This window comes from Pseudomonas sp. FBCC-B1667 (assembly GCF_059133255.1).
On record NZ_CP101437.1, the window covers coordinates 6,736,809 to 6,754,086 of the forward strand.

At 59.8% G+C, this 17,278-nt stretch carries 14 protein-coding genes; 3 read left to right on the plus strand and 11 right to left on the minus strand.

Annotation, left to right across the window (positions count from 1 at the left end):
• The first annotated feature begins 15 nt into the window (after nt 1-15).
• Nucleotides 16-372 carry a DUF6124 family protein gene (locus NL116_RS31115; protein WP_494375379.1) on the plus strand — a complete coding sequence of 119 codons (357 nt, stop codon included), beginning with the start codon at nt 16-18 and terminating at the stop codon, nt 370-372.
• Nucleotides 373-553: 181 nt separating this feature from the next.
• On the plus strand, nt 554-1,183 hold the full coding sequence (locus NL116_RS31120) for a class I SAM-dependent methyltransferase (protein WP_494375380.1): 630 nt from the start codon (nt 554-556) through the stop codon (nt 1,181-1,183).
• A gap of 127 nt (nt 1,184-1,310) precedes the next feature.
• Here NL116_RS31120 and NL116_RS31125 read toward each other — a convergent pair whose 3' ends face one another.
• The 11 genes from NL116_RS31125 to NL116_RS31175 all read right to left on the minus strand — a co-directional run bounded on the left by NL116_RS31125 (nt 1,311) and on the right by NL116_RS31175 (nt 16,008).
• Complete coding sequence (locus NL116_RS31125) at nt 1,311-4,361, minus strand: efflux RND transporter permease subunit (protein ID WP_494375381.1); 3,051 nt, start codon at nt 4,359-4,361, stop codon at nt 1,311-1,313.
• The gene (locus NL116_RS31130) at nt 4,358-5,422 is read right to left on the minus strand and encodes an efflux RND transporter periplasmic adaptor subunit (RefSeq protein ID WP_494375382.1); all 1,065 of its coding nucleotides are present in this window, start codon (nt 5,420-5,422) and stop codon (nt 4,358-4,360) included. Before NL116_RS31130 ends, NL116_RS31125 begins: the two co-directional genes overlap by 4 nt.
• Entirely contained in the window at nt 5,419-6,522 is a 1,104-nt protein-coding gene (locus NL116_RS31135; RefSeq protein ID WP_494375383.1) for an efflux RND transporter periplasmic adaptor subunit, read from the minus strand. The genes NL116_RS31130 and NL116_RS31135 overlap by 4 nt, the downstream gene beginning before the upstream one ends.
• 757 nt (nt 6,523-7,279) lie before the next feature.
• Nucleotides 7,280-8,062: a MetQ/NlpA family ABC transporter substrate-binding protein gene (locus NL116_RS31140; protein WP_027922262.1), complete on the minus strand. Its 783-nt coding sequence runs from the start codon at nt 8,060-8,062 to the stop codon at nt 7,280-7,282.
• A gap of 156 nt (nt 8,063-8,218) precedes the next feature.
• The gene (locus NL116_RS31145; RefSeq protein WP_494375384.1) at nt 8,219-9,154 is read right to left on the minus strand and encodes a sigma 54-interacting transcriptional regulator; all 936 of its coding nucleotides are present in this window, start codon (nt 9,152-9,154) and stop codon (nt 8,219-8,221) included.
• A 58-nt stretch (nt 9,155-9,212) separates the two neighbouring features.
• Nucleotides 9,213-9,794: an alpha/beta hydrolase gene (locus NL116_RS31150; RefSeq protein WP_494375385.1), complete on the minus strand. Its 582-nt coding sequence runs from the start codon at nt 9,792-9,794 to the stop codon at nt 9,213-9,215.
• 194 nt (nt 9,795-9,988) lie between these two features.
• Nucleotides 9,989-10,390 carry an ExbD/TolR family protein gene (locus tag NL116_RS31155; RefSeq protein ID WP_494375386.1) on the minus strand — a complete coding sequence of 134 codons (402 nt, stop codon included), beginning with the start codon at nt 10,388-10,390 and terminating at the stop codon, nt 9,989-9,991.
• Between the two features lies 1 nt (nt 10,391).
• A complete protein-coding gene (locus NL116_RS31160; protein ID WP_494375387.1) occupies nt 10,392-11,117 on the minus strand; it encodes a MotA/TolQ/ExbB proton channel family protein in 726 nt (241 codons plus the stop codon).
• 85 nt (nt 11,118-11,202) lie between these two features.
• A complete protein-coding gene (locus NL116_RS31165; RefSeq protein WP_494375388.1) occupies nt 11,203-12,006 on the minus strand; it encodes an energy transducer TonB in 804 nt (267 codons plus the stop codon).
• A 274-nt stretch (nt 12,007-12,280) separates the two neighbouring features.
• Nucleotides 12,281-13,624 (minus strand): aryl-sulfate sulfotransferase, encoded by a 1,344-nt coding sequence (locus tag NL116_RS31170; protein ID WP_494375389.1) that lies wholly within the window; start codon nt 13,622-13,624, stop codon nt 12,281-12,283.
• Nucleotides 13,625-13,647: 23 nt separating this feature from the next.
• Nucleotides 13,648-16,008: a TonB-dependent receptor gene (locus NL116_RS31175; RefSeq protein ID WP_494375390.1), complete on the minus strand. Its 2,361-nt coding sequence runs from the start codon at nt 16,006-16,008 to the stop codon at nt 13,648-13,650.
• Nucleotides 16,009-16,174: 166 nt separating this feature from the next.
• Here NL116_RS31175 and NL116_RS31180 point away from each other — a divergent pair, with 166 nt between their 5' ends.
• A complete protein-coding gene (locus tag NL116_RS31180) occupies nt 16,175-17,119 on the plus strand; it encodes a LysR family transcriptional regulator (RefSeq protein WP_494375391.1) in 945 nt (314 codons plus the stop codon).
• Nucleotides 17,120-17,278 lie beyond the last annotated feature (159 nt).

Genomic DNA, 17,278 nt, shown 5'->3' on the forward strand with positions numbered 1-17,278 from the left:
ATCGGAGTTTTACCAATGAAAAGATCTGTACCCGATCCACCTCCCGAAACCTCGCCCAACGAAACCGGCACTGAAGACCCGCTCAGGGATCGATCAGCGCTCTACCGTGCCATCGATTTCTATCTCACTGGCAATCAACCCTCAGCGCCCGACGAACTGCGGTTCTACAACGTCAGCGAAGACGTGAGTTTTGAAGACACCCAGCTCTATGTCGCAGACCTGCTGCGCTGCGCTTCGGTGACGGCGTATCAGTGTGGCGATCACCTCAAAGGGGCAGACCGGGCCATGGTGTTTTCGGTCTGGCATTTGCTGGAGATTGCCAAAGCCATGGTTGATCGCTCGATTGATTGCCTGGGGATGAAGCAGGGCTGAGTTATTGGTTTTCAGTCATACCGCTTTCGCGAGCATGCCCGGTCCCACATTTGATCTTTGGTGGACACAACATTTGAGTCCGACGCGGTTAAATGTGTGGGCTTGCTCGCGAATCGCTGCGAAGCAGCTCCGGGTTTGATGGCGTATATTCGGCAAACCCCAATTGCCTGCGCAGCCCCTCATGAAACAGACCCCCGACGACCTCCAGCAGATCACCGCCACCACCCTGAGCCATTACAACTCGGTGGCCGAAGGTTTTCGCGAAGGCACTCGTGACCACGATGTCAGCCAGAACATCGATGCCCTGTTGCGGCACATTCAGGGCCAGGCCCCGTTCGACATTCTTGATTTCGGCTGCGGTCCTGGCCGCGATCTGCAAACCTTCACGCGCATGGGCCATACGGCCGTCGGCCTCGACGGGTCGGAAAAGTTTGCGCAGATGGCGCGTGAGGACAGCGGTTGCGAGGTCTGGCAGCAGGACTTTTTGAAGCTGGATTTACCGGCCGAGCGCTTCGACGGGATTTTTGCCAATGCGGTGCTGTTTCACATCCCCCGTCAGGAACTGCCTCGGGTGTTGAAGCAATTGCGGGGGGCGTTGAAACCGGGTGGGGTATTGTTCAGCTCCAATCCTCGTGGGGAGAATCAGGAAGGCTGGAATGGGCCGCGGTATGGGGCTTATCACGATCTTGCGGCGTGGCAGCAACTGCTGACCGAGGCGGGTTTTGTGGAGTTGGAGCATTACTACCGGCCATCGGGGCTGCCGCGGGAGCAGCAGCCTTGGTTGGCGAGTGTCTGGCGTAGGCCTGTGTAGTCAGGTCGGAAGCCTTCGCGGGCACGTCGAATCGTCGCACCGCCGCTCCCCCAGGGGATTTGTGAACGCCACAGATCCGAAGTGAGAGCGAGCCTGCTCGCGAAAAGAGCGCGAAGCGCTCGATTTTTCAAGCCGCCTCTTTCTTCGGTTCGCGAATCTTGTACCAGGCCACATACAGCGCCGGCAAAAACAGCAGCGTCAGCAAGGTGGCGATGATGATCCCGCCAATCATCGCGTAGGCCATCGGCCCCCAGAACACTTCCCGGGCAATCGGGATCATCCCCAGGCTCGCCGCTGCCGCCGTCAGCAAGATTGGCCGGCGTCGGTGCTCGGTGGCCTGGACCACCGCGTCCCACGGTGCATAACCCTTCTTCTCGTATTCATCGATCTGGGTCACCAGAATCACCGAGTTACGAATGATGATGCCGATCAGCGCCAGGATCCCGAGGATAGCGACGAAGCCCATCGGCGTGCCCGTCGGCACCAGCGCGATCACCACGCCGATCAGGCCCAACGGCGCGACGCTGGCCACCAGGAACATCTTCTGCACGCTGTGCAACTGGATCATCAGGAAGGTCGCCATCAAGAACAGCATCAACGGCACGACCTTGGCAATCGGCCCCTGGGCCTTGCCGCTCTCTTCCACCGTACCGCCCGTGGCGACTTTGTAACCCGCCGGCAACGTGGCAGCGAAGGCGTCGATAGTCGGTTTCAGCAGGCGCACCAGGTCCGTCGGTTGAATCTCGTCACGCACCGCGGCCTTGATGGTGATGGTCGGTAGACGGTCGCGACGCCACACCAGTGGCTGCTCGAGCTCGTATCGCACGGTTGCAAATGCCAACAACGGAATCGACGTGCCATTGGGCGAGACGATTTGCAGGTTTTGCAGGGTTTCCGGGGTACCGCGTTCGGAATCCACCGCACGGCCGACCACGTTGATCAGGTAGATATCGTCATCGACCTGGGTCACCGCAGTGCCGCTGACAATGCCGTTCATCAGCTCGGCGACATTTTCGGAGGACAACCCCAGCTGGCGTGCCTTGTCCTGGGCGATGTCGATGCGCAGCACTTTGCCCGGCTCGTTCCAGTCGTAAATGATCTCGCCGATGTGCGGGTTCTTGTCCAGTTCGGTGGCCAGGTCGATGGCGTGTCGGCGGACCTGGTCGATGTCTTTGCCACTGAGCCGGTACTGGATCGGACGGCCCACCGGCGGGCCCATTTCCAGGGCCTGGACGTAACCGCCAATACCGACGAAGTCCTTGCGCAGGATGTCGCGAATCCGCTGGCTCAAGGCTTCGCGGGTTTTGCCCTTGCTGACGATCACCAACTGCGCGTAGTACGGGTTTTGCAGTTGTTGGTCCAGCGGCAGGTAGAAGCGGATCGCGCCCTGGCCGATGTAGGTGCTCCAGCGCACGATGTCCGGGTCGTCTTTGAGCTCGGCTTCGAGGCGATCCACCGCTTTGCGGGTTTCATCGATCGAGGCGTTTTGCGGCAGGTTCAGGTCCACCAGGATTTCCGGACGATCCGAAGACGGAAAAAACTGGTTCTGCACGAAGCGCATGCAGTAGATCGACAACGCGAAACACAGCACGGTGATGCCGATGGCCCACCAGCGATTGCGCATACACCACAGCAAACCGCCATTGAAGGCTTTGCCAACCCGCCCGGGCTCGCCGGTGTGTGGTTTGACGTTGGTGCTGAGGATGTGCACGCCAATCACCGGCGCAAACAGCACCGCCACCACCCACGACACCAACATGGCACAGGCAATCACCGCAAACAGGGTGTAGGTGTACTCACCGGCAGAGCTGGCGTTCAGGCCGATCGGCACAAAACCCGCCACCGTCACCAGCGTACCCGTCAGCATCGGGAACGCGGTGGAAGTGTAGGCGAACGTGGCTGCCTGCTCCTTGGTCTCGCCCATTTCCAGGCGCGTGACCATCATCTCCACGGTGATCATCGCGTCGTCCACCAACAGGCCGAGGGCAATGATCAGTGCGCCAAGGGAGATCCGCTGCATGGTGATGCCGCTGTACTCCATGTACACAAACACCATCGCCAGCACCAACGGGATCGAGCACGCCACCACCAGCCCGGCACGCACGCCGAGGCTGATGAAGCTGACCACCAGCACGATGATCACCGCCTCGAACAGCGCGCTGGTAAAACCGCCGACGGCCTCTTCCACCACCACCGCCTGATCGGAGACGTTGTGCACGCCGACGCCCACCGGCAGGTTGGCGGTCAGTTGGGTGATCCGCTCATGCAAGGCCTTACCGAATGCCTGGACGTTGCCGCCCTTCTGCATGGCAATCGCCAAGCCGATGGCTGGTTGGCCGTTGAAGCGAAATTCCGGGGACGCCGGATCGACGTAGCCGCGACTGATGTCGGCGATGTCGGCCAACCGATAGAAGCGGTCGTTGAGTTTGAGATTGACCTCGGCGAGGTCTTTCTCCGAGGCAAACTGCCCTGAGGTCCGCACTGAAATCCTTTCCGGCCCGGCCTCGATCACCCCCGCCGGGGTCACGGCGTTCTGCGATTGCAGGCTCTGCACCACTTGGCGCTGATCAATGCCCAGCGCCGCCAGTTTGCGCGTGGAGAAATTCAGGTACAGCACTTCGTCCTGCTGGCCGACCATCTCGACCTTGCCCAGCCCCGGCACCCCGCGAATCTCGGCGCGGGCCTGTTCCACGTAGTCACGCAACTGGCGCATGGTCAGGCCATCGGCGGTGAAAGCGTAGATCGAACCGAAGACGTCACCGAACTCGTCGTTGAACCCGGGGCCTTGCATGCCTTTGGGGAACTGGCCGCGAATGTCGTTGATCTTCTTGCGCACCTGGTACCAGATTTCCGGGATGTCCTTGGCACTGGTGGTGTCGCGCAGGTACACGTAGACCGTGGATTCCCCGGGCCGCGTATAGCTTTTCACGTAGTCGAGGGAATCCAGCTCTTCGAGCTTTTTCTCGATGCGGTCGGTGATTTGCTTGAGGGTTTCCTCTTGCGTTGCCCCCGGCCATTTGCTCTGGATCACCATGGTCTTGATGGTGAACGAAGGGTCTTCTTCGCGCCCCAAGTTGTAATACGAGAACACCCCCATCAGCAACGCGACGAACATCAGGTACCAGACGAACGACTGATGCTTGAGGGCCCATTCGGAGAGGTTGAAAGGCCCTTTCATTGACTGTCCTCGTCAAATTTCACTGGTTGCCCCGGTTTGAGGCTGTTTACGCCGGCCGTGATGACGCGCTCGCCGTTTTTGACGCCACCGGCCAGCACCACAGTGCTGCCGGTGCGGCTGATGACCTTGACGTCCCTGGGCGCAACGGTCTTGCTCTGTGTATCGAGGACCCAGATGCGGGGTTTTCCGTCGACCTCTTGCAGCGAGGTAAGTGGCAGTTCGATGCGCGGCTTGATCGCCGAACTCAGGGTGACGCTGATCGCCGTGCCCAAACGAAAGCCAGGCAGCGTTTCAGCGAGGGTCAGGCGCGCACGGCGGGTGCGCGTGGCGCTCTGTGCCTGAGGCTCGATTTCGCGGATGGTCGCGGTGGTGTTGGTGTTCGGGTCGAGTTGGGCGGCGACCTGAAACACCACGTCATCGGGCAGTTGATCGACCAGCGTGTCGGGCAGGTCGATCACCGCTTCCTTGATGTCCGGTTGTGCCAGCGTCACAACTTGCTGGCCAGCGGTGACCACTTGACCGGCCTCGGCGTTCCAAGCGGTGACCACGGCTTTATGGTCGGAGCGCAATTCGGTGTAGCCAAGTTGATCCTTGCTCTGGCTGACCGCTGCCTGGGCCTGATCGAGAGACGCCTGGGTCGTTTTCAACTGAGTCAGGGCATCGTCCAGTTGCGCCTGCGCGCCAACCCCGCGATCAAATAACGACTGCTGACGCTGTGCGTTGGCTTGCGCATTGATCAGCTGCGCCTGGATTTTCGCCAGATCCCCTTGGGCTGAGCGCAATTGGTTTTGCTGGTCGGAAGGGTCAAGGGTGGCCAGCAGCGTATCCTTGGTCACCTCGGTCCCGACATCAACGTTACGACTGGCGATGCGCCCCGCCACGCGAAAGCCGGTATTGCTTTCGTAGCGTGCCTGAATGCTGCCGGCAAATCGGCCCAGATCCTCTTCTTTCAAGGCCTGGACCTTGACCGACAACACCGGGCGTACCGGCTCCGGCGGTGGCTCGTTCTTTGAGCAGGCGCTCAGCACCAGCCCGATGGACAACGCCCATAAAGGCTTCATGGCTTGGCTCCCCCACCCAGATCCTTGTAAGTATTTTCGGCAATCTCGACTTCCATGCCCGGGTGCAGCAATTGCCCACCGGCGATCACGACTTTCTCCCCGCCGGTGAGCCCTTTGCTGATGATGACTTTGCCCGTCAGGTAGCGACCGACCGTGACCGAATGCAACTGGGCCTGACCCTTGTCATCGATCAGCCAGACGGCCGGTTCACTGATGTTTTTGGTCAGGGCCGACCATGGCAATTCAACCGAAGACTTGCCCGCGCCCTTGGCCGTAGCGCTCACCACCGACCCCAGCTGCATGCCCTGCGGCAGACTGTCCAGACCCACCTTGACCTGCACGGTGCCGGACTGGGCGGACACCGCCGGGGTCACTTCGCGCACTTTGCCGGTGGTTTTGATCTCGGGGTTGTCGAGCAGGCTGAGGACAATGGTGTCATCCGTTGGCTTCTCGGCCAGCAGCGCTTCATAGACGTTGAAGACCGCGTCCCGATCGCCATCGCGGGCCAGCCTGAACACCGGCATCGTCGCCTGCACCACCTGGCCGACTTCGGCCTGACGCGCGGTAATGATGCCCGGGGCATCGGCAATCAGTGCGGTGTAGCTCAGTTGATCGCGGGCGTTGGCCAGCTGCGCCTGGGCCGCGCTCAAGGCGCTCTGACTGCTGCGCAACGCCGCCTGCGCCGCGTCGTATTCGCTCTGGCTGGTGTAGCCCTTGGGCAGGAGTTTTTCCTGGCGCACGAACGCCGCGGCGTTCTGTTTGACCAGCGCCTGCTGGGCAACCACTTGGGCCTGCGCCGAATCGACACTGGTCTGCAAATCCTTGGGATCGAGGCGGGCCAGCACTTGCTTGGCCGTCACCCGGTCACCGACATCCACCGAACGCTGGATGATCTTGCCGCCCACGCGAAACGACAGCTCGGTCTGGACCCGGGCCTGAATATCCCCGGTCAGGGTAACCGCGGCCGCGTAGTCAGTCGGTTGCACGACTTGAATGAACACCCTCGGCAAGTATTCCTTAACGGGTTCCTTCTTATCGCACGCCGTCAGCAGAGTGACGACGCTCAAGGCCATGATGACTTTCAATCCGGTGACCGCCATGCAAACTCCTTGGCCTTTTTCTATGTGCAATACGACAGAGAGCTTAGAACAGGATTCAAAGCTTGCACAGCCGGCTTATGAAGAAAAAGTGGGTGATGACGAGCGCTGAAAACGCCTGTTGTAGACGGCTGCGAGTGTTCCTCACTCAGCTTCGCCAGCTCGGCAACCATTGGCCAGGGCTTGCAGCGATTCGGCGTTTTTTTCGAATTTCAGCAGTTTGCAGTCCGGGTGGTTTTTGATCAGCCAGATACCGGATATCACGCAAAAAACTATCTGCGGATTTGCTGTCGCAACGGATGACGACTACTTTCCTTTACGCTGTAGGAGGGGTCTTTTTTTCGAAATACCCCTCCAAGGACCGACAGCTTTTGGCCAGACTCCCTCGGCCGAACCCTCACAAGGAAGAGAAAATGGCTAACGTAACAGTGCCAGAGCGACTGGACCCGCAGGACTTCGTGAAGTTATTGGTGGCGTTGCGCAGGGCATTGAAGGCCGGGGCGGCCTGAGAAGCTTCGGAGAGATCAGGCACTCTGTGGCGGGGGGGTTGCCCCCGTTCGGCTGCGAAGCCGTCGTAAACCCGTCAACGCGATGTACCTGAAAAAACGCATTAACAGGTTTTGGTGCCGCTTTGCGACCCAACGGGGCCAACCCCCCTCGCCACAAGAGCCCCCGACACAGGTAACGCAGGCACAAAAACGCCGACGCTTTATCAGCCGTCGGCGTTGGAAACCTTGAAGGGTTTTGTTGCGGCGTCGAATCAGAACGCCGGCAGAACTGCGCCGCTGTACTTCTTCTCGATGAAGGCTTTCACTTCAGGACTGGTCAAAGCCTTGGCCAGTTTCTGGATGGCAACGCTGTCCTTGTTGTCCGGACGAGCCACGAGGAAGTTCACGTAAGGCGAATCTGCACCTTCGATCACCAGCGCGTCTTTAGCCGGGTTCAGACCCGCTTCCAGCGCGTAGTTGGTGTTGATCATGTCCAGGTCGACTTGATCCAGCACACGCGGCAGCATGGCCGATTCCAGTTCCTTGAACTTGAAGTTGTGCGGGTTCTTGGCGATGTCTTTTGGAGTGGCCAGTGCGTTTTTCGGGTCTTTCAGCTCGATCAGGCCAGCCTTCTGCAGCAGGATCAGGGCACGGCCGCTGTTGCTGCCTTCGTTCGGGATCGCGATGGTCGCGCCATCTTTCAACTCAGCCAGGGTTTTGACTTTCTTCGAGTAGCCGCCGAACGGTTCGACGTGTACGCCGATCACGGTCACAAGGTTGGTGCCTTTGCCTTCGTTGAAGCTTTTCAGGTACGGCAGGGTCTGGAAGTAGTTGGCGTCCAGACGCTTCTGGTCAACCTGTACGTTTGGCTGAACGTAATCGGTGAAGACTTTGATTTCCAGGTCCACGCCTTCTTTGGCGAGGGTTGGCTTGATCAATTCCAGAATCTCGGCGTGTGGAATCGGGGTCGCCGCAACCACCAGTTTCTCGCCAGCCTGGGCCAGGCCAGCAGTCAGGGCAGCCGCCAATGCGGTGAACAACAGAACCTTTTTCATGCAGTGTCCTTATCGAAAATCTCGGTCGTCGTCGACGACGGCTAAATACAAGTGCCAGTGAAGTGCTATCGCTGGCGTGATGCGGACAATACCGGGATTTTTTATTCCCGAACAATATCTTTTATTCACTTTCATATTCCATTTTGTTCATAAAGATCATTGCAGCGTCTGCGTCAGGCTTTCCAGTAAACGCTTGAGCGCGGAACGCTCCGTGGCGGTGCCGTTTTTGATCAGTTGAACCGCTTGCTGTTCGATCTGCGCCAGCGATACGGGCGTCTCCAGCAAATTCAGATGCTCCGGCAAAATCTCGTCGCCGGTGCTCACCAGCAATGCGAAGTGAATGACGTTTTCCAGCTCTCGGGTATTGCCCGGCCAACTGTGCCGTTCCAGCACCCACTGCGCGGCCTCACTGATCAGCGGCACCGGCAGGTCGAGGCGATGGCTGTAGATGCCGAGGAAGTACTCGGCCAACGGCAAAATATCGCCCACGCGGTCACGTAATGCAGGCAGCTCCAGCTGCCCTTCGCTGAGGTAGTGATAAAGCCGCTCATGGAATTTTCCGGCGGCCACTGCCTGGGCCAGATCAATGCTGGTGGCGGCGACCAGACGCACATCCACCGGACTCGGTTGATGTGCGCCCACCCGGGTGACTTCGTGATTCTCAAGTGCTGACAGCAATTTGATCTGAATCGGCAATGGCAAATCGCCGATTTCATCCAGATAGAGCGTGCCGCCATTGGCCGAACCGAACCACCCGGCGCGGCTGCTGGCAGAACCGCTGAAACTGCCGGCGGCATAACCGAATAATTCAGCATCGGCGTAGGTCGGACTGATCGCCCCGCAATTGACTGAAACGAACAACCCGCCGCGATCACTGGCGCGATGGATATGGCGTGCCAGCAATTCCTTGCCCGTACCGGTCTCACCGCGGATGAGCACCGAGATCGAACGCGGGGCCAATTGCTCCAGGTCCTGGCGCAATTGCCGTGAACGTGGATCGACAAACACCAGCGCCTTGGCGCGGATGCTCAGGGGACTTTTTTCAGCATCGGGGAAGGTCAGCAATGGCTGACCGAAGTGTTCGAAGCTCATGACAGACTCCCGCCCAAAACCGTCGGGAAACGGGTAGGCGTTTAAAAAAAGAAAGGGATCAAGCGCGGCGCAGGGCGTGATGTTCCATGCGGTTCTGCAAGCGATAGAGATAGGCGAAACCTTGCTCCCAGCGCTGGTGGCCGGACTTCACATTGATGTGCCCGGCCCCCGCCAAAATACCCGCCTCGGCCCCCCAATTGCGCGCCAGCTCGAGGGCTCGCGGCGCACTCACGGCGCTGTCGTTGTCGGAGCTGACAACCTGACTCGGAAACGGCAACAGGTCGGTGGGAATCGGTGCGAAGTTGCGCAACGCCGGTGCACACGCCGGGCGCTCGACATCCGCTGGCGCGACCAGTAAGGCCCCGCGTACCTGGCGCAAGAACTGCACGGGCGCAGCGGCGGCCCAATGGGCGACGGTGATGCAACCGAGGCTGTGAGCGATCAGAATCACCGGCGTGCTATCGGCGGCAATCGCCTCGGCCAATGCCGCTACCCAATCTTCACGGCGCGGTGTCAGCCAGTCATCTTGCTCCACCCGCGCGCTGTTCGGCAGGCTGTTCTGCCAGTGGCTTTGCCAATGATCTTCCGGCGATCCTTGCCAGCCCGGCACAATCAGGTAGCGAATTGATTCGTTGCGCATGGGGGAGCTCTCCTGCTGCGTGTCTGTTCCTGACCGAGTATAGGGAGGGGATTTATATTCGTTAAGGAATAAGAAGCTATTTATTAAGACCCGTATCGAATATAAAAGCTCACACAAAGGATTTGTGTTTCTGGCGCTGAATAAAAAAAGGGCCGCACCCTGCCAAGGAGACGGCCCCGGAAAACTGAAATCTGTCAGCGCGCGGTAATCACCGATAATTTGGTAATCCCGGCCCGCTCAATCGATGCCATCGCTCGCGCCACCTCGCCATAATTCACCCCGTCATCGGCCTGCAATTGCACGCGCACTTGCGGGTCCTTGGCCTTCGCCGCTTGAAGCTTGAACTCCAGCACATCCGCCTGGATTTCATCCTTGTTGATAAACAGCTTGCCGGCGCCGTCAATGCTCACCACCAACGGGTCTTTCTGCTCCACCGGGGCTACGGCTTCGGTCTTGGGCAGGTTGATCGGAATCGCGTTGGTCAGCAGCGGCGCGGTGACGATGAACACCACCAGCAGCACCAGCATCACGTCCACCAGCGGCGTTACGTTGATTTCGCTCAGCACCTCATCGCTGTCTTGCGTGGAGAACGCCATATCAGGACGCCTCCTTCACTTTGTGCGCGTTGCCCGAGGTAGCAGCTTTGTGCGCCGTCGGGTGGATCAATACGCGGAACGAACTCTTCTGCGCCAGGCTGTAGAAGTCATGGGCGAAGTCATCCAGGTCCGCCGCCGTCAGTTTCAAACGGCGTAGAAAATAGTTGTAAACCAGCACCGCCGGCACCGCGACGGCAATCCCCACGCCCGTCGCCACCAAGGCCGCACCAATCGGCCCCGCCACCGTTTCCAGGCTCGCCGAGCCCGCCGCGCTGATGCCTTTCAACGCTTCCATGATTCCCCACACCGTGCCGAACAAACCAATGAACGGCGAGGTGCTGCCGATACTCGCGACCACGGCCAGACCGGTTTCCAGCGAACGACGCTCACGCACGATCTGCTGTCGCAACGCACGCTCCAGTCGATCCTGATGGTTGATCGCCTGGCTCAAATCATTCGCCTGTGGCGCCTCACCGACCTGTATCGCCGCATAGCCTGCTTGTGCCACTCGGGCCGCTGCGCCGGGCTGTGTCTCGCTCAACTCGGCCGCTGAATCCAGACTCGACGCGGCCCAGAATTGCTTGTGAAATTTACGGTCTTGCGCCTTGAGGCGGCCGAACTGCACGCCCTTGAGCAATGCCAGGCCCCATGTGGCGACGGAAAAAACCACCAGCAGCCAGATCACCGCGCTTTCGATGGATTCAAGTGGAGATGCCAGTAACGTCATGATGAATTCCTCGTGTTTGGGAGCCGAGCTTGCTCGCGATGGCGATTCCAGACACACCGCGAGCTTAGCGTCGGTTGATTACTAATTAATGAATCTTGAAATCGATGGGCACGCTGACCCAGCCGTCCAGGGCGACATCACCCTGCTTGGCCGGTACGAAACTCCAACGTTTCACAGCATTCAGCGCGGCTTCGTCGAGGGCATCGCGACCACTGCTTTTCTGAATCTGGATCTCGCCGGGCTTGCCGTTGGCGAGCACATGCACGCGCAGCAACACCGTGCCTTCCCAACCGCGACGCTGAGCCAGCGCCGGGTATTCCGGCGCCGGATTTTTCAGGTACGCAGCACTGGCCGAAGCCGGTGTCACCGGCGCGGGCGCCGGGGGTGCAGGCGGCGCGGCGACCGGGGCTGCCGGTTGTGGCGGCGCCGGCGGTTGCTCGACGGCTTTGGGCGCCGGCTTCGGCACGGGTTTGGCGACAGGCTTGGGCTTTGGAATCGGTTTGGGTGGCGGTGGTTTTACCGCCAGTTCGTCTTCGACCGGAGGCGGCGGTTCGACCACCGGTTGTACCGGCTGCGGCGGTGGTGGCTGGACCACGGGTGGCGCCGGGCGCGAGAACTCGATGGTCATCGGCGGAATCTCCGGCGGCACAATCGGCAGCGCTTTCACCGGCTGCTGATTCACCCAATAAATCACCGCGCCATGCACCAGCAGCGCCAGCACACCGAGCAGAATCGCTTCCCGTCGACTCAGAATGCCTTTGGGCGTGCGCTGCAAACGCAGCTGGCCCAAGGGCACGCGGTGCGGCCGGCCGAGGTCGACCAACTCACCACTCGGCGCCTGGCGCCAGAGCACCTCATGTGCGCTGGCAGCGGTCTGGACATTGCCCATTGTTTAACTCCCTGCGGTCTCTTTGCGATCACCCGAAACGCCGCGCCTGACATTCCCCCGCACGACGTGTCGATGGATGAATCATTGGCGAAGGCGCTTATCTCTCAAAGTAATCTTTAAAGTTATGTTTAGACTAAAAACGAATATAAAAAACGCCCGTTTCTCGCCAGGGCCCGCCGTACAAGGGCTCTGGCGCGGCAGCGAAAAGTCCATGCTTTGGCGGCATCCAAAGTATTCATCGCAAGCATGGTTTCTCGCCGGTTTTGGCCAGGTTTCAGCGGCTGGCGCTGGCTTGCTGACTGCTCACAGCGGGCGCAATCACCGCCGTTTCGGAGCGCGGCGTCCCCTGCGGCACCCAGTCGTAACTTACCGGTAACGCGCGATAGACCCAGTTGCTGATGGCATCGCTGCCCGGCGCTTTGCCGAGGTAAGGACTGACGTACTCCCAGACGTTTTCACCGCTCGCCGTCACCTGGAAGAACCGTCCGTTCATGCCTTCGTCGATCAATGTGTTGCCATTGGGCAAACGTCGCGCGCTGCTGATGAAGGAGCTGTAGAACGCCCAACCCGGCTGCTTCGAATTGGCCGCGCTGTACTGCCACACCATCTGGTTTTTCACCGGGTCGATTTCCAACACCCGCGACCCGCTGATCAACCCGAGCGTGACCGATGGATACCCCGCCGAACCCTGGTTATCGAACACCAGCAAATTGCCCGCGCCAGGCAGGCCGGCGGGGATGATGTGAGCGTCATGCTGACCAACGAACTGATCCACCGGACGGGGCAGTTTCTGCGCGGTTTTCGGATCGATCAGCGGCAGATTCGGGCCGAGACGCCAGACCACTTTGCCGCTGTGCTTGTCGATGATTGCGATGAAGTTGGCGTTGCGCGAATCGAGCAGCAGGTTGTCCGGGTTGAAGCGTTTGTCACCGGCATCGAACCACTTGTTCGGGCCGACAAGGCTGAGGTTGTTGATGTGCAGGTAGTCCGGGTTATCGCTGGCGTACACCAACTTCAGCTGCTCAGGCGTGAAGCCGAATTCACCCAGATGCTCGGACGCCAGCCACTGCCATTTCACCTCGCCTTTGGCGCTGACTTCGTAGATGGCATCGTCGATCACCTCGGGGACTTTGAAGCCCTCGACCTTGTGCACCTTGTTCGCCAGCACCACGGTGTTGCCGTTGCTCAGGCGGCGCTGATCATGGTGCTGTTGCGCGGCGCCACCGGGCGCCTTGTCGCCCCACTGCCAGACGACTTTACCGTTCCAGTCCAGTTCGCCGACGCTCTGATTGCCCAGACCGTTGCCGGCAGAACCGAGTGTGCCGGGGTCCTTGTCACTCAGTTGCAGCAGCACGTGACCGCGCTCGCCGCCGACCAGTTTCGGGTCGATGACAGCTGACGGAAAACCCGCCTGCGGCCAGGTTTTCACCTCGTTGCCGTTCATGTCGATCAGGTGCGTCTGCTTGTCCGCGCCGCTGAAAATCACGTACTGATTAAAGGCCTTGGCCGGGTCGTAACGGGTCACGCCCGTGGGATAAACGCTCGGCGCCGCAAACGCGCCGGCACTGAATACCGCACCAGACAACAACACCGGTAAAGCCGTTTTGATACTCATCATAATGACGCTCCTTGAATGACGAATCAGAAGTCGTAGCGACCGGTCAGGCCGAGGGTGCGTGGCGTGCCGAGCAGGCCTTCATATCCGCCGTTGGAGGCGGTCCACAGGGTCGTGTAATAGGTTTTGTCGAAGGCGTTTTTCAGCCACAGCGAGACATCCCACTGGCCTTGGTTGAAGTCGCCACGCAGGCCGGTCGACAGGTTGACGATGGCGTAGCTCGGGATCTGCCCGAAGTCGGAATCCTCGACTGTGCCAACCGCTTTCGAACGGAAGGCGTAGCTGCCGGTGACGTATTCCTCGAGGCCGTTGCTGAGGTTCCATTTGTATTCGCCGTTGGCGTTGCCGATCCATTTCGAGGCGCCGACCACTTGATGGCCGCTCAAGTCGCAAGAGGCTGGTGCGCCGGGGGCCAGGCTGACTTCCGGTGGGCACGGCGCATCTTTGTACGAGAGGTAGCTGACGTCGTTGTACGAACCGTTGATGTTCAACGTCAGGCCGCGCAACGGGATCAGCGTGCTGTCGAATTCCACGCCGCGCGAGCGAACGGAACCGGCGTTGGTCAGGTATTGCACGCGGTTGACGTCGTCATAGGCGTTGGTCTGATAAGCGTTGACCTGGGTCCAGAAGACGTCGGCGTTGAGTTGCAGGCGACGGTCCCAGAGGGTGCTCTTGAAACCGAGTTCGGCGTTGTTGGCGCGCTCGGTGCCGACCAGCAACGAGTCAGCACCAGCGACGGGCGCGGAGCCGACGCCGAGGTTCACGCCACCCGATTTCTCGCCGTGGGACAGGGTCGCGTAACCGAGCAGGTCTTCGGTGAAGTGGTAGCTGAGATTCAACAGGCCGGAAGGGCTGGAGCTGTATTGATTCAAATCACCGGAGTCATAGGCACCAGCGCGACCGCGCCGGGCGGTGGCCGCCGCCCCTGTCACGGTGGCGCCGCCCAACGGTGCGTTGCGAGTCACCCAGGCATTTTTTTCTTCGTAGGTGCCACGCACACCCGCCGTGAAATCCAGCCGTTGAGTGAGGTGCCAGGTGCCTTGGGCGAACAGCGCGAAGCTGTTGGTTTCGATATGGCCGTTGCCGACACTGTCGACGTTGGCCAATGCGCCGCGTGGCGTACCGTTCCAGATGTCCGCTTGCGGGCCGTAATAGGCAAAGGACTTGTTGTCCAGGTCGGAGCCAAAGTAGTAGGCGCCAAGCACGTAGTCGAAGAATTCGCCCTTGGGTGAGGCCAGTCGAAACTCCTGCGAATACTGTTTATCTTCCACCGAGACACCGGCATTGAACGTCGCGGGCACGTTCAGGCCGTCGTCGTTGCGCGGGGTGAAATTCCACCAGCGGTAGGCGCTGATGGAGGTCAGGGTAAAGTCGCTTGGCAAGGTCCAGTTGGCCTCGACCGAGGTGCCGCCCTGATGCACGGTGACGTGCTGGTCGTTGTCCAGATTGACCTTGCGGTGTGGACCGTTGACTAGCGTCGCGCCGGCGGCGTTAGCGCGAGCCTGGTAAAGATTGACGCCATTGATGGTCGGCCCGGTGTTGAACAACACGCGGGTACCGGCGCTAGAGTCTTCTTCGTTGTAATCACCAATCCAGCGCAGGTTGAACGATTCGTTGGGTTTGAACAGCAACTGCCCACGGAAGCCTTCACGCGAACCACCATTCAACTCATGGCCGTTGAATTCGTTTTTGATGTCGCCGTTGCTGCGGGTCCGATACGCGGAAAATCGCCCGGCGAGTTCATCGTTCAATGGACCGGAAACAGTGCCCTTGGTCTGGAAATAACCGTCCTCGCCGACCGAGGTTTCGATGCTGCGTTCAGGGGTGAAGGTCGGCGCGCGGGTGTTGATGTTGATCACGCCCGCCGTGGTGTTTTTGCCGAACAGCGTGCCTTGCGGACCGCGCAGCACTTCAAGCTGTTCGATGTCCATCAGGTCGAACACGGCCATGCCCGGCCGACCGAGGTAAACGTTGTCGATGTAGAGGCCGACACTGCCTTCCAGACCGTCGCTCGCCGGGTTGTTGCCCAAGCCTCGGATCGACACACTGGACTGACGAGCGTGCATGTAGGCGACGTTGACGCTGGGCACCAGTTGCTGCAAATCCTGGATGCGATAGACCCGCTGGGTTTCCAGCACCTGGCCGCTGACCACGCTCATCGGCGTCGGTACATCCTGTGAGCTTTCCTCGCGACGGCGGGTGGTGACGGTGACGGTTTCCAGTTGAGAATTGTCGGCCGTGGCTTTGCGGGCGGGGGCCGATGCAGGGGCGGCGGTATCGGCCGCATAACCCTGGGTCCAACTGGCGCTCCCCGCCAGCAACAGGGCCAGGGGCAGGCGTTTGAGCCGCCGGGGTGTGAGAGGTGAAGCGAGGTTCAACGGACTCATAAAGCGGCTCCAGATCAAAAAACACACAGCGGCTGAGCAGCGATGCATATTCTTTAAAGTTATTTATTTATGTTTTTACAAAGATTTACTGCATAAGAGATAGCCTTTATAAGGAGTCGACCTAATGCATATCCAATGCATTTCCCCGATATTTTTTATGTGAAAAATGCATATCGATTTACGCCAGCTCCGCCACTTCATCGCCCTCGCCGATCAGCGCAGCTTCGTTGCGGGCGCGCTGGCGGTGAACCTGTCGCAATCGGCGTTCAGCCGTAGCATTCAGGCGCTGGAACACAGCGTCGGATGTCAGTTGGTGGATCGTGGCCGCAAGGACCTGGCGCCGACCAAGCAGGGGCAAATGCTGCTCGAGCACGCGCGGCGACTGGTCAGCGGCGCGCAGCAGATGGCCAACGAGATCAGCCAGTTCAATGGCCTGGAGGCCGGTGAGTTACGCTTCGGTTGCGGTCCGGCGCCGGCAGCGGGATTGATCCCGCGCGCCATCGGCAGCTTCATCGGGCGCTACCCGAAAGCACGGGTGCAGTTTCAGGTGGATGACTGGCAGAGCTTGAGCAAGCGCCTGCTCAGTGAAGAGTACGAATTTTTCGTTGCGGACACCCGTTACTTCGAGGCCGATCCGGATTACCTGACCCAGCGTCTACGCCCACGCAAATGGCATTTCTGCTGCCGCGCCGGGCATCCTCTGGCTGCTCGCGAAAGCGTCAGCGCCGAGGAATTGATGAGCTATCCGATGGCCGTCAGCATCCGTCCGCCGAACTTGCGCAAAGTCATCGTCGACTTGAGCGGCCGACCGGACTTCACCCCCAATGTCGAATGCGAAAACAGCTACAGCCTGTTGAGTGTGGTGATGCGCTCGGAGGCAATTGGCATTATCGGCGCCTATTCGGACGCACTGCACAACGCCAAAGGTGAGTTGGTGTGCTTGAAGGTCGACGGGTTGGCGGATGATCTGGAGGAACTGTATACGCGGTATGGGATTGTCAGCCGGGCGGGGTATCGGATGTCGCCGCTGGCCGAAGCGATGATTGCGCAGATAAAGGCGATTGATGAGCAGGATGAGGAAGTGTGTTCGCTGGATAATCTTGCTGTCTGATCAACCGCTATCGCGAGCAAGCTCGCTCCCACAGTTGATCTCCAGTGTATGCAAGACCAATGTGGGAGCGGGCTTGCTCGCGAAGGCGTCAGCCCAGGCAATGATGCAACCACTGCGTCAACACCATTCCCCAAATGCACTTGCGCCAACCCCACCCCT

What these genes read in the sequence shown, in the direction of transcription:
- NL116_RS31115 (WP_494375379.1), top strand. Translation starts at nt 16, where the DNA reads ATGAAAAGATCTGTACCCGATCCACCTCCCGAAACCTCGCCCAACGAA.
- NL116_RS31165 (WP_494375388.1), bottom strand. Translation starts at nt 12,006, where the DNA reads ATGGGCAATGTCCAGACCGCTGCCAGCGCACATGAGGTGCTCTGGCGC.
- NL116_RS31175 (WP_494375390.1), bottom strand. Translation starts at nt 16,008, where the DNA reads ATGAGTCCGTTGAACCTCGCTTCACCTCTCACACCCCGGCGGCTCAAA.
- NL116_RS31125 (WP_494375381.1), bottom strand. Translation starts at nt 4,361, where the DNA reads ATGAAAGGGCCTTTCAACCTCTCCGAATGGGCCCTCAAGCATCAGTCG.
- NL116_RS31180 (WP_494375391.1), top strand. Translation starts at nt 16,175, where the DNA reads ATGCATATCGATTTACGCCAGCTCCGCCACTTCATCGCCCTCGCCGAT.
- NL116_RS31150 (WP_494375385.1), bottom strand. Translation starts at nt 9,794, where the DNA reads ATGCGCAACGAATCAATTCGCTACCTGATTGTGCCGGGCTGGCAAGGA.
- NL116_RS31170 (WP_494375389.1), bottom strand. Translation starts at nt 13,624, where the DNA reads ATGATGAGTATCAAAACGGCTTTACCGGTGTTGTTGTCTGGTGCGGTA.
- NL116_RS31155 (WP_494375386.1), bottom strand. Translation starts at nt 10,390, where the DNA reads ATGGCGTTCTCCACGCAAGACAGCGATGAGGTGCTGAGCGAAATCAAC.
- NL116_RS31160 (WP_494375387.1), bottom strand. Translation starts at nt 11,117, where the DNA reads ATGACGTTACTGGCATCTCCACTTGAATCCATCGAAAGCGCGGTGATC.
- NL116_RS31120 (WP_494375380.1), top strand. Translation starts at nt 554, where the DNA reads ATGAAACAGACCCCCGACGACCTCCAGCAGATCACCGCCACCACCCTG.
- NL116_RS31135 (WP_494375383.1), bottom strand. Translation starts at nt 6,522, where the DNA reads ATGGCGGTCACCGGATTGAAAGTCATCATGGCCTTGAGCGTCGTCACT.
- NL116_RS31140 (WP_027922262.1), bottom strand. Translation starts at nt 8,062, where the DNA reads ATGAAAAAGGTTCTGTTGTTCACCGCATTGGCGGCTGCCCTGACTGCT.
- NL116_RS31145 (WP_494375384.1), bottom strand. Translation starts at nt 9,154, where the DNA reads ATGAGCTTCGAACACTTCGGTCAGCCATTGCTGACCTTCCCCGATGCT.
- NL116_RS31130 (WP_494375382.1), bottom strand. Translation starts at nt 5,422, where the DNA reads ATGAAGCCTTTATGGGCGTTGTCCATCGGGCTGGTGCTGAGCGCCTGC.